This window comes from Dorea phocaeensis (genome assembly GCF_900240315.1).
GTDB lineage: Bacteria > Bacillota > Clostridia > Lachnospirales > Lachnospiraceae > Dorea_B > Dorea_B phocaeensis.
The window spans coordinates 36,642-50,578 of sequence record NZ_OEPZ01000003.1 but is presented as its reverse complement, the minus strand read 5'-3'; the positions used below and the strand labels follow the sequence as shown (position 1 = coordinate 50,578).

General features: G+C 40.5%; 13 protein-coding genes and 1 pseudogene. 9 read left to right on the top strand and 5 right to left on the bottom strand.

The genetic code is table 11. From position 1 onward, the window contains the following. Positions 1-6 precede the first annotated feature (6 nt). Positions 7-1,266 carry a U32 family peptidase gene (locus tag C0979_RS07380; protein WP_027090204.1) on the top strand — a complete coding sequence of 420 codons (1,260 nt, stop codon included), beginning with the start codon at positions 7-9 and terminating at the stop codon, positions 1,264-1,266. Between the two features lie 97 nt (positions 1,267-1,363). Here the strand turns inward: C0979_RS07380 and C0979_RS07375 are convergent, their stop codons facing one another. Then, a complete protein-coding gene (locus C0979_RS07375) occupies positions 1,364-2,338 on the bottom strand; it encodes an AraC family transcriptional regulator (RefSeq protein WP_027090205.1) in 975 nt (324 codons plus the stop codon). Positions 2,339-2,583: 245 nt separating this feature from the next. Between C0979_RS07375 and C0979_RS07370 the strand changes: the two genes are divergently transcribed. From C0979_RS07370 to C0979_RS07335, 7 genes and pseudogenes are all read left to right on the top strand, one after another. Then, positions 2,584-4,335 carry an ABC transporter ATP-binding protein gene (locus C0979_RS07370; protein ID WP_101695375.1) on the top strand — a complete coding sequence of 584 codons (1,752 nt, stop codon included), beginning with the start codon at positions 2,584-2,586 and terminating at the stop codon, positions 4,333-4,335. Further along, complete coding sequence (locus tag C0979_RS07365; protein WP_027090207.1) at positions 4,336-6,069, top strand: ABC transporter ATP-binding protein; 1,734 nt, start codon at positions 4,336-4,338, stop codon at positions 6,067-6,069. Positions 6,070-6,291: 222 nt separating this feature from the next. Further along, the gene (locus C0979_RS12120; RefSeq protein ID WP_240474551.1) at positions 6,292-6,621 is read left to right on the top strand and encodes a manganese efflux pump; all 330 of its coding nucleotides are present in this window, start codon (positions 6,292-6,294) and stop codon (positions 6,619-6,621) included. A 27-nt stretch (positions 6,622-6,648) separates the two neighbouring features. Beyond that, positions 6,649-6,873 carry a FeoA family protein gene (locus C0979_RS07355; RefSeq protein ID WP_027090208.1) on the top strand — a complete coding sequence of 75 codons (225 nt, stop codon included), beginning with the start codon at positions 6,649-6,651 and terminating at the stop codon, positions 6,871-6,873. Positions 6,874-6,875: 2 nt separating this feature from the next. After that, positions 6,876-8,900, top strand: coding sequence for a ferrous iron transport protein B (gene feoB / locus C0979_RS07350; protein WP_027090209.1), 2,025 nt, complete (start codon positions 6,876-6,878; stop codon positions 8,898-8,900). A gap of 15 nt (positions 8,901-8,915) precedes the next feature. Further along, positions 8,916-9,155 (top strand): FeoC-like transcriptional regulator, encoded by a 240-nt coding sequence (locus C0979_RS07345; protein ID WP_051592819.1) that lies wholly within the window; start codon positions 8,916-8,918, stop codon positions 9,153-9,155. A gap of 261 nt (positions 9,156-9,416) precedes the next feature. Further along, positions 9,417-10,373, top strand: a pseudogene (locus tag C0979_RS07335) (HD-GYP domain-containing protein); the annotation flags it as partial. A 209-nt stretch (positions 10,374-10,582) separates the two neighbouring features. Here C0979_RS07335 and C0979_RS07330 read toward each other — a convergent pair. Together C0979_RS07330 and C0979_RS07325 are read right to left on the bottom strand one after the other, a co-directional pair. Then, entirely contained in the window at positions 10,583-11,941 is a 1,359-nt protein-coding gene (locus C0979_RS07330; protein WP_027090210.1) for a relaxase/mobilization nuclease domain-containing protein, read from the bottom strand. Then, a complete protein-coding gene (locus C0979_RS07325; protein ID WP_027090211.1) occupies positions 11,908-12,231 on the bottom strand; it encodes a MobC family plasmid mobilization relaxosome protein in 324 nt (107 codons plus the stop codon). Before C0979_RS07325 ends, C0979_RS07330 begins: the two co-directional genes overlap by 34 nt. A gap of 249 nt (positions 12,232-12,480) precedes the next feature. Between C0979_RS07325 and C0979_RS07320 the strand changes: the two genes are divergently transcribed. Beyond that, positions 12,481-12,870: an MmcQ/YjbR family DNA-binding protein gene (locus C0979_RS07320; RefSeq protein ID WP_027090212.1), complete on the top strand. Its 390-nt coding sequence runs from the start codon at positions 12,481-12,483 to the stop codon at positions 12,868-12,870. Between the two features lie 57 nt (positions 12,871-12,927). Here C0979_RS07320 and C0979_RS07315 read toward each other — a convergent pair whose 3' ends face one another. Next, complete coding sequence (locus C0979_RS07315) at positions 12,928-13,128, bottom strand: helix-turn-helix transcriptional regulator (RefSeq protein ID WP_005344265.1); 201 nt, start codon at positions 13,126-13,128, stop codon at positions 12,928-12,930. Between the two features lie 56 nt (positions 13,129-13,184). Continuing rightward, positions 13,185-13,916, bottom strand: coding sequence for a helix-turn-helix domain-containing protein (locus tag C0979_RS07310; protein ID WP_024720754.1), 732 nt, complete (start codon positions 13,914-13,916; stop codon positions 13,185-13,187). Positions 13,917-13,937: the final 21 nt, after the last annotated feature.

Below are 13,937 nucleotides of genomic sequence, written 5' to 3'. Positions count from 1 at the left end.
CCAACTATGAAGCATTTAACATTTGATGTGGGTACAAATTTTGACAAAAACTTGATAAATGTGATTGCAGAGAATAATAAAAATAATCAATTTTCCTCAGTATTTGGAAAACTAAAGACAGATTTTTTGGGTGGCGGACGTTCTTCAGCCTTTTTGCCCGATATTACTATGGAGGAATTAAGAGATTATATTGAACTGTGCCATAAAAATAAGTTGGAATTTAACTATTTGATTAATGCGATGTGCATGGAAAATAAGGAACTTGAGGCTGATAGCCATTTCAAGATAATTGAGTTATTAAAAGAATTGGATAAAATAGGTGTTGATGCTATCACAATAACATCGCCCTATTTATGCGAACTGATAAAAACACAATTTCCACGTTTCAAAGTTACAGTTGGTTTATATGCGTATGCATTCGATTTGAACCATATTAAAAGATGGATTGAATTAGGTGCAGATGAGATAACCCTAGCACATCATGTAAATCGAGATTTTAAATTATTAAAAAAAATGTTGTTATATACAAAAGGGAAAAATGTGACGTTACGTTTGATTGCGAATAATTTATGCTTACATATGTGTCCATACAGTATTATGCATGGGACAGTGCAGGGACATTTTAGTTGTTCAGATAGTTGCTCTCGGGGAGATATTGACTACTGTTTGATGAAATGTTTGAGTACTAAAATTGAAGATATGTCAAATTTGATAAGTTCAGATTGGATAAGACCGGAAGATTTATGCTATTACGAGAAATTATGTGAGGAAACCGATAATTTTAATTTGTCGATAAAATTGGTAGAGCGAACTAAATCAACAAAATTTCTAACAAGAGTTGTCGAAGCATATGCGAGGAGACAATATAAGGGGAATCTTTTGGATATATTGTTATGGCCAAAGTCGGATGATATGGTCGTAAAGACAGAGCCTACTGCTGAGGAAATGAAAACTATGGCAGAGCTATATAATATTTCTCAAATGTTTAATTATAGTAAGATATTTGATCTTCCAAATATTTATATTGATAATACTAAATTAGATGGATTCCTTAAAAAATTTGTAGATGATTATGCATGTAATCATAAAATATGTGTCTCAAAACAAAATATAGATGTAACAGATAGCAATTATTGTTCCTATTGTAGTTCTTGGGTACAGCGTGCAATTATTTATAACGGTGAACAGGTAGAAAAATGGATAGACAATTGTAGAGAATTTGAAAAAGCACTTGATAGAAGTGAAGTATTTAGAAGTGTATTATAAAAGTTGCAGAAAAATTAAATAAGCGATTAGAAAACTTAGTGGAAGTATAAAACAGCCATCATTCTTTTAGATGGCTGTTTTTATAAGAGAAATAAATTTATTTTATATTATGATTAGTTCGGTATTCCTTTGGCCCCATACCATAGGCATTTTTAAATAGCTTTGCAAAATGGCCTGAATTGTGATAGCCAACCTTTGCGGCAATCGTAGCAATCCCATAATCAGAGTTTTTCAACAGGAATAGCGCCTGATTCAGTCGCATTTCTTTTAGATACTCATAGGGAGTAGTGCCGTAATACTTCCGAAAAGCAAGCTGATACCGGGCAGGGCTCATTCCTGCGATTTGCGCAAGTTCTTCCCCGGACGGATAAGCAGACAAATCCTTTTTCATATAGGTAACTGTTTTTTTCAGATCACGGATGTCCTTATAATCTAACTTGACAGAAATATGATTTTCCTTTTGCTCCATGCCCTTAATGACAAGAGAGAGTAATTCCAGAACTTTGCTTTCCAGATATAAGTGCAGCGTTTGTCCTACCGCCTGACAATCCCTGATCTGCTGAAAGACAAAGTTAAGCTCCGGCAGATTTGGATTTTTCAAAAGGTATTCCTTTGCCACTTTTGATTGTTCATAATCTTTTCCATAATGCACCCGGAAATAAGTATCAAAATACTTTCTTGTCAAAATGATTTTTGTAAATCTTACCGGCTTTCCTTTTTCGCAATAGACATAGGTGGTCTTTTGGGTGTTCACATAGCAGTAAATCCCTTTACCGACGGGCTGTGTTTTCCGTCTCCCGATTTTGAAAGAACTGCTGTCTGTTTCAAACTGGCTGATTTCCATATATTCTTCAGAAATAGTTGCGATTTTTTCAAAGGTTTCCTTTGGCGTGTAGTCTGCAATCAGAATCATAAGCAGGTCATTCTCAAAGCGTATCAACTGAAATGAGCCGCTTCCGTAGTCGGAAAGCATACGATAGTAGAGTGAATCCTCTCCTGATAATTCCTGTACTTTTGCAAAGTTCATATTTTCTGGAAGCTGTAACAAGTAGTCTGCAATCGAAAGAGCCATTTTTTCATTCCTCCTTTAGAGCTTCAATAAAAAAGTCACAATCCAATTTTTATTAGTCACGATTTTATAAAAAAATAAATTAAAAAACTCCATAAAGCACCGAAAATACAGTACTTTGAGTTGCTTTTAAAAATTAAATTCCCAAATAGTATAGCTGTTGATTTTTTTATTCTAACCTGTAAAATGAATTGTGTCAAGGTTAGTAATTTCTAACCTCAAAAAAAGAGAAAGGAGGTTCGTTTCTTATGGAACAAAAACGAACCGGATTATCCTATGTTTTTACCCTTGCGAGAGGGGAACGTGGAAAGCTGGGCGTGGGAATGTTGTTGGCTGTTCTTTGCTCGGCCTTATCGCTGATTCCTTATCTGGTGGTGTATCAGATATTGCTTCTGATTATCCAAAATGAAGTGACGTTTGGCGCTATGGCTATGTGGGCCTGCATTGGAATTGCGGCAGCCATCGGGCAAGCCATCCTCATGTCTTTTGCGGGTATCTGCTCCCATGTGGCGGCGTTCAATACCATGCACAAAATCAAAGTAAAGGTGCTGGAACATATATCCAGATTCAACCTGGGCTTTTTTCAGGAACGCTCTCCCGGACAGATCAAGACAACGCTTTTTGACGATGTGGACAGAGTAGAACAATTTTTAGCGCACAGTACATTGGAACTGGCACAGGCGATTGTCGTTCCGCTTATGATGTTTATTTTCATGCTGCGCCTGCACTGGGTTATGGCCCTTGTTATGCTGATTCCTATGATTTTGGGAATTGCTGTTCCGATGATGATGGTTAAGAATTACCCGGATATGTCGGCGGAACTTGCAGAAGATACGGAAAAACTCAATGCTTCTGCCAATGAATTTATCACGGCCATGCCAGTCATCAAAATGTACCACTTGACAGCGGAAAAATTCGAGCAGTATCGGAACGCGCTTCACCTTTATACGACCTGTTGGAAAAAGATGTGCGTGTCCTCCTGCAATCCTCTGTCGATTGCCCTTGTAGTATTAGATTCCGCCATCCTCTTTACGCTGCCCTTTGGCGGCTGGCTATACTCAAAAGGCTCTCTGTCAGTAGCTTCTTACCTGTTGTTTATTTTGCTTACCATGTGCTTTTTCACTTCGTTCCTAAATCTGGTTACGATTGTTATGCAGTCGATGGAGCTTGGCAGTGGTTTGGACAGTATCAAAAAGATTATGGATATGGACGAAATGAAAAGCGGAAGCAAGACCCTGAAAAAAGACGGCTGCTATGGAATTGATTTTGAGGATGTAACTTTCAATTATACCAGCGGAGGAAAAGACGCGCTCACTTCTGTAAACCTGCACTTGGAGCCGGGAACGGTCAACGCCTTTGTCGGCCCGTCCGGGGCTGGAAAGACAACGGCGGTTCAGCTTCTTGGGCGCTATTGGGACACCACAGGCGGAACCATCAAAGTAGGTGGAGTACCAATTACTGACCTAAAAACGGAAAATCTGATGGATTTGACGGCTTTCGTCTTTCAGGATGTTTTTCTTCTGGAAGATACATTACTGGAAAATATCCGTATGGGAACCAATGCCAGCGAAGAAGAAGTACGGCAAGCAGCAAGGTCAGCACAGATTGACGATTTCATTATGGGCCTGCCGAAAGGCTATCAGACGCGGATTGGCGACGAGGGTGTAAAACTCTCTGGCGGCCAGCAGCAGCGGATTTCGATTGCAAGAGCAATTTTGAAAGATGCTCCTATCGTCATTTTCGACGAGGCGACTTCCTACTCTGACATTGAGAATGAACATAAAATCCAGCTTGCCCTGCAAAATCTTCTGAAAGGAAAAACCACAATTATGATCGCCCACCGGCTCCATACTATCCGGGACGCAGATAAAATTGTTGTTTTTCAGGACGGTACTGTGGCCGAGCAGGGAACCCATCAGGAGTTGGTAAAAAAAGGCGGCGTATATGGCCGGATGTGGGAAATTTATACACAGGCCACTATCGGAAAGGAGGCGGTTTAAATGCTGCGTACCATTAGGAAGCTGCTTGGAGAAAAAAGCAACCAGATTAAGTTTCCGATTGCCTTAATGGGCGCGGACGCTGTTCTTAGTATCGTTTTATATGTTGTTCTCTATATGACAGTCATTCAGCTTTTAGGCAACACGCTTACGGCAGGTAAAATTGTTATCTACACGGCGATTTGCTTTATCAGTGTGATTGCCCGGTTGGTAATCTATCGGAGCGCCTATTATCTGTGCTTCGCAAGAGGCGCAGAAATGTGCGGGGAAATGCGGCTTGACCTTGCCAATCATTATCGCTCATTAAGTCTTGGCTATTTCAACCAGAACAGCAGCGGCTATCTTCTTGGAACACTGACAAAGGATTTAACCAATTTTGAACTTGTGATTACACATACACTCCCGTCCATTGTAAAGACCGTAGTAACGGCGGCTCTGGTGCTGATCGGAACATTCTTTATTAACTGGAAACTGGCACTTGCCGAATGTGTTGTGCTTCTAATTGCCATGCCGGTTCTCTCTTGGGGCAACCGTCTTGTGGAAAAATACGGGACACAGAAAAGGAATCTCACCGCAAAAATGATTTCGATTGTCTTAGAGTATGTCAAAGGAATGAAAGTTTTTAAATCCCATAACATGACAAGCTCCCACTTTTCCAGAATGACAGATACGCTGGACGCAATTCGCAAGACAAATGTAAAAGCAGAGGTAAAAATGGCGGCTCCCACCAGTATGTATTCGATTGTAGCCAATTTCCTGCTTCCTCTTGTTCTGTTGGTTGGCAGCTATCTGTTTCTTGGAGGTACGATTGCCCCCAATCAGCTTGTAGCTTTTATGTTGATGAGCCTTGCGCTGTCTGCTCTGCTGATTGCTTTTGAACACTCTTATAATCTGTTGAAAGACCTGAACTTGGCGGTACACAATCTGGAACAGGCGTATGACACGAAGCCGCTTTCTTACAAGGAAGAAGATGTAAAGCTGTCGCATTTTGATATTGCCTTTGAACACGTCGATTTTTCCTATAATAAGCAGGCTGATGTTTTGACGGATATTAGCTTTTTTGCAAAGGAAAATAGCGTTACCGCCCTGATCGGACCGTCTGGCTCCGGGAAATCCACAGTTGCAAATCTGATTGCCCGGTTTTGGGATGTGTCAAAAGGAACTATCCGCATTGGCGGCAAGGATATAAAAGATTTAAACCCGGACGGGCTTCTGCACTATATCAGCGAGGTGTTTCAGGAAAATACGCTTCTGTCGGACACGATTTATAATAATATCAAGGCTGGCCGGGAGAACGCAACAGAGGAAGAAATCATAGAGGCAGCAAAGGCGGCACGTTGCCATGAATTTATCGAAAAGTTGCCGGAGGGGTATCAGACCCGGCTTTCCGAGGGTGGCAATACGCTTTCTGGCGGCGAAAAACAAAGAATTGCTATCGCAAGGGCCATTCTGAAAAATGCGCCTATTCTGCTTTTGGATGAATCGACGGCTTCACTTGACGCGGATAACGAGGCAAAAATCAATCAGGCGTTAGACCGCTTGATGAAAGGAAAAACGGTATTTGTAATCGCCCACCGGCTGAATACCATTCAAAATGCAGACCAGATTATTTTGTTAAATCAGGGACGCATTGAAGAAATGGGAACCCATACGGAACTGCTTGCGAAAAAAGGCCATTACTATGAAATGGTTCAGGAGCAGGAAAAAGCAAAGAAATGGATTGTAAATGGGGCATAAAGAAAGGCCGGTAAAGGAGGGGATACCGATGGGACTGCTTGACCTATTACTGGTTGCTGTTGGGTTATCAATGGACGCTTTCGCTGTTTCGGTCTGTAAAGGCTTGAATACCAAAAAGCAGGAGTATATTTTGGCGGATTCCAGGCGCTTATGCCTACACTCGGATATATCTGAGGCGGAACAATTCGCCAGTATATTGAAGCGGTTTCTAAATATGTCGCATTGTTTCTTCTGTGCATAATCGGTATCAACATGATTCGTGAAAATCTAAAAGGTGAATGTAAAGGAACAAGCAGAGAATTAGGCTTTACCGTTATGATTCCGGCTGTGATTGCTACAAGCATTGACGCTTTCGCAGTCGGCATAACGCTGACGGCCTTAAATGTAAAAATTCTTCCCTCGGCCGCACTGATAGGAACCACGACATTCTTAATTGCGTTTGTCGGCGTATGGATTGGACATTTTTTCGGAGATCGGTTAGGAAACCGGGCCGGAATATTAGGCGGTGTAATTTTAGTTTTAATCAGGGTACGGATTTTTATTATGGGCTGACAAAAAAGATTGGAGGAATTGGAACGAATGAAAAAATTAAATGAATTGGATGATGGCTCCTGCGGAACGATTGTCGCAATCACCGGGGATAGCCATTTTCAAAGCCGGATAACTTCTATCGGGCTTACTATAGGAAGCAGGATTGAAGTTATACAGAATCCTAAAAAGCAGCCGGTTCTTCTGTATAACAGAGATACAATGGTTGCGCTGAATAAAAATGAAGCAGAAAAAATCATGGTGGAGGTGAGGTAATAATGGCTGAAAAAACGATTGCCCTGCTGGGGCAGCCTAATTCTGGAAAATCAACTCTTTTTAACGGATTGACCGGTTCCCGTCAACACGTTGGAAATTGGCCCGGAAAAACTGTGGAGCGTAAAGATGGCTTCTTTTCCCATAATGGCATAACCTACAAAATCGTGGATTTGCCGGGTACATATAGCCTTTCTGCTAACTCCGATGAAGAAGTAGTAACGAGAAACTATATTTCCAGTGGAGAGGCCGACCTTGTATGTATTCTGGCCGACGCTTCACAGTTAAACAGAAGTCTATTTATGCTGGCTGATTATGCTGGAATCCATGTTCCTGTCGTATTGCTTTTAAATATGATGGATATAGCCGAGGGACAGGGAAAGAAAATCAATGTAGCGGGTTTGCAAAAATCCTTGGGGGTTCCTGTTGTTCCTATGGTTGCGGCAGACAAAAAGCAATACCAGCCGTTCTTTAACCTGTTGGAAAATCTTGAAAAAAGAGCCTCTTTTCTAAATGCTGCAAAGTTGGAGCAGCTTTGCCGGAAAAATATTGGCGATGAATATTCTGCAATTTTAGAATTGCTACCAAAGCAGGGAATTGAAATATACTCTGCCTCATGGCTGGCTGAAAAGCTGTTGGAACAAGATAAGCTCGCACTCTCTTTTGTTCAAGGGAAAACAGAACCGGGGATATTTGAAAAAATAAAGAGTTTAATCAGTTGTGTAAAAGATGGAAATTTGCGGACGGCAGATTGCAAATTTAAGTGGATTGACACACTGATTCAAGAAAATGTGACAAGCAGCAAAAAGAAAACCAGCCGTAGCCGGTTTGATAAAGCAGCCACTAGCAAACGGTGGGGAAAGCCTATTGCCATTGGTATGATTGTGCTGGGGCTGATCTGCTCTATGCTGATTGGTATGCCCCTTATGGAACTGGTAGGGGCGCTGATCTCCGGCATTTCAACGCCGCTGGCAAATTGGCTCCTTAGTGTTGGAGTTGCCTCTGTCATTGTATCGCTCTTGTGTAATGCTGTATTAACGGCTGTTACGTTTGCCTTGCAAATGGCTTGCTATGTATTTGGAATCAGCCTTGTTTTCGGATTTATGGAGGACATCGGGTATATGGCCCGTATCTCCTATGTGTTTGATAATACCATGACGAAACTTGGTTTGCAGGGGAAAGCGATTATGCCCTTTCTTGTTAGCTTCGGCTGCAATATAGGTGGTGTCACCGGCACAAGAGTTATTGATTCTTGGGGACAGCGTATTTTAACGATTGCCCTTTCTTGGGTAGTTCCCTGTGCTTCTACCTGGGGTGTAGTTGGTCTTATCAGCGGTACATTCTTTGGAGGAAAAGCCGTTTTTGTAATATTGTCCTTGTTTGCTGTGGCCTTTTTGCACATTTACATTACCTACAAAATTTTTGGACGTTCTTTAAACAAGGAAAATGACCGTACCGGCTTGATTATGGAATTACCACCATATCATAAGCCGCACTGGAAAACCCTGTTAGGCTCTGTATTCAACAAAATGGGAAGCGTTCTCAAACGGGCGCTTAGTATCATCATTTGCATTTCCGTAATATTCTGGCTTCTTTCTTATACGCCGGACGGAAATGTGACGAACAGCATTATTTATCGCATTGGAACTTTTATTGAGCCGGTAACAATGTTCTTTGGTTTGCCGTGGCAGTTGTTTATGGCCTTTGTTGCTTCTGCAATGGGAAAAGAATCAGCTCTCGGTGTTATGGCCTCCCTGTTCAATACGGCTGGTATTTGGGGAGCGATTGAGGGAACAAGCGCGGTAGATACAGCGGCGCTTAGTACAAACCTGCTGTCTACAATATCTCAGCCGGAAGCTCTGGCTTTCCTGTTTGCGTTTTTCTTCAATATGCCTTGTCTAATGGCATTGGCAGCGACCGCACAGGAAACTCATTCTATGAAATGGACAGTAAGGATTGCCCTCTACTATATCCTTTCTGCATTGATTTTGGCAACAATCGCATACCATGTTGGCTGTGTCATTTTCTAAAGGAGAGGAGATATTGTGCTGATTCAATTATTAGATTATCTGCAAAGCGGAAAAACATACAGTATTCAGGAATTGGCTGATCTTTTGCATAAAGATATGGACAGTGTGCGGGTAGAGCTTGAATATCTGGAAAATCAAGGCTATATACACAAAGTAACCAGTCAATCAAACTGTACTCAAAATTGCAAAGGGTGTCACGGCTGCGATCAGCCTGCGATAACTGTTGACACTTGGGAAGTGGTAAAGAGAGGATAAAGAGGAAGAATTGAACTTTATGCGCCAGGTGAGGGTTATCTTGAAACAATTTTAATCCCTCAAAAGATAAAGGGAATGATTTGCTTTATAGATGCGGTTCGGTATATAGAAGTATCTAAGCCGAGTGTATGTATAGCAATCAATGTTCTGAAAGAAGGAGGGAGTCTTACAAAAGATATAATCTTCATCTGGCGGAGGTCTTCCGTATTGAATACTGTATCAGTGACGAATCTTTCCTTAAACTAAAGAAATATCAAGAAAAATATTAAAACAGCAACGGAGATGATGCTGAGACAACTGGTAAAAGTAACAGATGCTTATCCTTTGACAGAGACAGATATTGCTTTGATTACAACTGCTTCTTCCCTTCATGATATTGGTAAGATTCGTATTCCGGAAGAAATATTGAATAAACCAGGCAGACTTCCCGATGAAGAATTTAAGATTATGAAAACCCATAGTGAGCTTGGCGCGGCTATAATTAAGGACATGGATTTTCCGCAAGATCATCCACTGGTACATACCGCATGGGAAATCTGCAGGTGGCATCATGAAAGATGGGATGGAAAGGGCTATCCGGATGGATTGAAAGGTGAAGAAATACCAATCTCCGCACAGGTGGTATCGATTGTTAATGTTTATGATGCACTTACAAGTGAAAGATGCTATAAGAAAGCTTTTGATCATGATACAGCGATTCAAATGATCCTGGACGGACAATGTGGACAATTTAATCCCATCCTTCTTAAGTGTCTGAAAGAACTGAGTATTCAGCTTTCAAAAATGCTTAATAAAGAGATGGACGATAATAAATATTCTCATGAAATACAGAGACTTTCGAATGAAATACTCAATGATAAATCCCTGCCGAATCAAAACTATTCACAGAGTGTTGTCAAGGTCATGCAGGAAAAGATAGATTTCTTCAAATCAAACAGTGGATTGAATTCGATTGATTACAATACGATTTCAGGTCAGTTAACTATACTAAACGGAAAACAGAAGATATTATGTCAGAGAAAGAATCCGGAATTTGATCTGTTTAAAGAATTTGGAGTAATTGAAGAAGATGTTCAATATATTCGTGTTTTGTTGCGTCAGACATCTGTGAAAAATAAAGAAATTTCTGTGCAGATAAAAGCAACAGTGGAAAATGACAGTCAGATGTACAAACTGAAATTACATACGCTGTGGTCGCCTATGAAGAAAGATGTATGAATAGGAATTATCGGTTTTTTTGAAATGGCAAAATAAGTATGAAGATTATAAATATAGAGTGTATGGAATCAATCAAATTCATATGCTCTTTTTCTTTTTTGATTGAAATAAGTATGCGTGGACTACTTTTGGGTGCGAGTGTGATAGGGTAGCGCAAGAATAGATTAGATGGAAAGGAAGAGGCACCGTTAAGTAGGTACCTCTTCTTTTTAAAGAGCTAGCTCTTTTCCTGATACGGGAACTTGCATCTCTGGAGCATTAAGCAGTGATGTGAAATTCTGCCGAATGATATCAAGTGTCTTTTGCTTTTTCTGCAGCTCCTGTTTTTCTCGGACGGTAGCAGCCTGTTCAGATTCAAGATTTTCAATCTGCTTCTGGATTTTATTAGAGCTTGGGATTTTGGTAACGCCGAGATCCTGAAGCTCTTTTTTTAGTGAATCGTGTAGCTGGTATTCTGCCTGATGCTTGGTACGGTAAGCTTTTGGATTTTTAGCAGATTTGCAATCTTCAATCACTTTTCGGCAGAGCCGATAAGAATCACAGTGCTTTTGAATGACTTTCTGTGTGCTCAGCTCACTGTTGATTTGTGCTATTTTTTGGTCGGCAACTTTCACAGAAACTTCAATGTCAGATACATGCTGCTTGAAATCCTCATAATTCAACAGGTTATTTTCGGAAAGATAGTTAAAGGTGCGGGCTGCCTCTTTCAGATTATTGAGCTTTGCCCATCGTTCAAATCCTTCTCGATTGCCGGTCGTAACATAAGTGGAAATATTGATATACAGGCGAGCTTCTCTGGACAGATGCTTCGGAGTTTTCACTTTGTTACGATTTTTAGCCAGGCGAATGCGAACATTTTCTTCTGAATAATAGCTTCCGAGAGATTTCATATAAGTGAAGTTTTTCTGTTCAGGCGCACGGAAGGATAGGTGCTTTCCTTGGCGGATTTCGTATCCGGCTAACTGCATTTTTTGTAGAAATTCCTCATAGTTGATGGAAGTCCAGATTGCTTTATCAACTGCAACACGTAGCTTGGCTTTCCAACTGGTGCCACGATGGTATTCCATGTTCTCTTTATAGCTTTTACCTTTTTCTCCGGTTGGCATACTGGTGGCAAGTCCATTTTCATGGCAGATACGATTACTGATCCGGCAGATTTTATGGTAGCTCCGCTTATTGGAAATATATTTGTGATGATCAACAAAACTTGCTGCATTAAAGATGATGTGGTTATGAATGTGGTTTTTGTCAACATGGGTACTAATCACGTATTCATATTTTCCTTTCAGTACTTCGTCTGCAAATTGTTGCCCTAAGCGATGGGCAGTTTCGGCATCAACTTCTCCAGGTTTAAATGACTGGATCAGATGAAATGCCAGGTTATCACCTTTGTCCATTCCATTCTTTTTTGCCATTTCTCTTGTCATAGAAAATTCAAGATCTGCAGTTTCCGGGGAACAGCCAAAACTGGAAACTAACAGTTTTTCATCAGTCTTATCAGGATTCGTAATATAGTCCAGAGCTTTCTTGTCTGTTACTTTAATGGGGAAGATCTTAAGATACGCCATAATTCTTTCACCATCTCTTTCAATTCTTGCATTTCTTCCGGATATAGATCTCCGGTGCTGTTTACTTTTTTCGCAATCTGATTAATATTCACACCAATCTTATGCATTTCCTCATACTGTTTCTTCAGTGGAGTAGTATCGGTGTTGACGATGTAACCGTCGATTGCCATTTTACGAAGATAAGCTCCCATGTTTTTGGTCTTTGATTCAATCATCTTTCTGCGGATAAGCTTCCGTTCTTCTTCTGTGACATAGAAATGGATTTCTTTGCTTCTCTTTCTTTCAGCCATTGGCGTGTTCTCCTTTCTGAGAAGGTAGTAGTATCGTTGCTTTCAGCTTTTTTCAATTTAGGGCAGGGTTCCCTAAATTGGGATTTCCAGGAAGTGTATCCTCACTTCCTGTCCTTGCTGTTTTACCCCTCTATTAGCTAAAGTCAGAAGAATAAGAGAAATGCAAAAGAATTTGGCAGGTAGTATGGCATACAAAAATGTGGTATGATTAGGGGCAGGATATCAGAAGAATCAGGAGTTGAATAGATTGTGAAGAAAGAAGAAATTTTTGAATATGTGCAGAAACAGTATGGCACGATTCCGGAATATTTATGGAGTAAACTACCGGACAGTGCAGTACTTCGACATAAGAATGGGAAATGGTATGCAGTGATCATGACGGTTGAAAAATCGAAACTGGGATTAGAGGGAAATGATCTGGTTGACATCATGGATGTAAAGTGCGATCCAGAAATGACCAGCATGATTATTCAGACTTATGGATTTTTACCTGGATACCATATGAACAAGCGGCACTGGATTACGATTTTACTGGATGGTTCGGTCAGTGAAGCAAAGATACTGGACTTTTTGGATATGAGTTATGACCTGATTGATGGAGCAGGCAGAAAAGAAGAAAATGTAAGTGGTTTACAGTGATTTTTGAGCAAAAGGGAAACCGGGGATTTTACTCCTCGGTTTTTCGGCTGTTATGCTTCAGTCTTCAACTTGAAAAATATCTTCTACAGGCACTTTCAGGTAATGGGCCAGCCGGATTGCAATCTCAAGAGAGGGATTACGTTCTCCACGTTCGATGCGGCCTATAGTCTGGCTGCAGGAACCTATGGCTTCAGCCAAATCTGCTTGAATGAGATTCCGTTCTTCACGAATATCTTTTAATGTATTATTGATTGCCATTCAATCACTTCCTTTGCTTATTGTTATCAGCAGGATCATGAACCTGCTGTTGAAATCTAATGAAATCCCGGAATTTCTGCACCTTTGCATTTCCCGATTACTTTTCCAAAAATTTTAAAAGAGTCAGATTCCAAAACCTGGATAGGACGATATTTTTGATTTAAAGAGATCAGATAAACACCATCTGGCTCATCGTGTAATTCCTTGATGTAAGTATTGCCGTTGAGATAGAAGATTCCAATTTCACCATTAGCAAGAGAATCTTTTTTCTGAATCCATGCAACATCATCTGTATGATAAAGTGGCTCCATACTATCACCGGAGATCCGTACACCAAAGTCAGTCTGCTCAGGAGCAAGATGTCCTACGTCATAGGTTTCTTTTACAGAATCTTCCAGGTAATTTCCAGTACCAGCAGAAACTGGTTCCCAGGTAATTTCTACAGGATGATGGAATGGGATAATCTTTGCAGATAGTGGAGAAAACTTTTTAGAAGCTTTTAAAATATCAGCAAATTCAATCAATTTATTTCTGCCTTCTTCATTCAATCCACTCATAATGTTATATGGATTTTCTCCAAAGAAGGATTCATATATATCTTCGATATCAAGTAACTGGCAAAGTGTCAGGAAAACATGTAAAGCTGGTTCTCGTGCATTGGTCTCCCATTTGGAGATTGCTTTTGTAGTGACCTGAATACCTTCCTGAGAAAGCAGGTCTACCAGATCTGATTGAGAGTATCCTTTCTTTTTTCTATTTTCTGCTAATATTTCCCCGAAATCACGCATTTGTTCGCCTCATTTCTATTT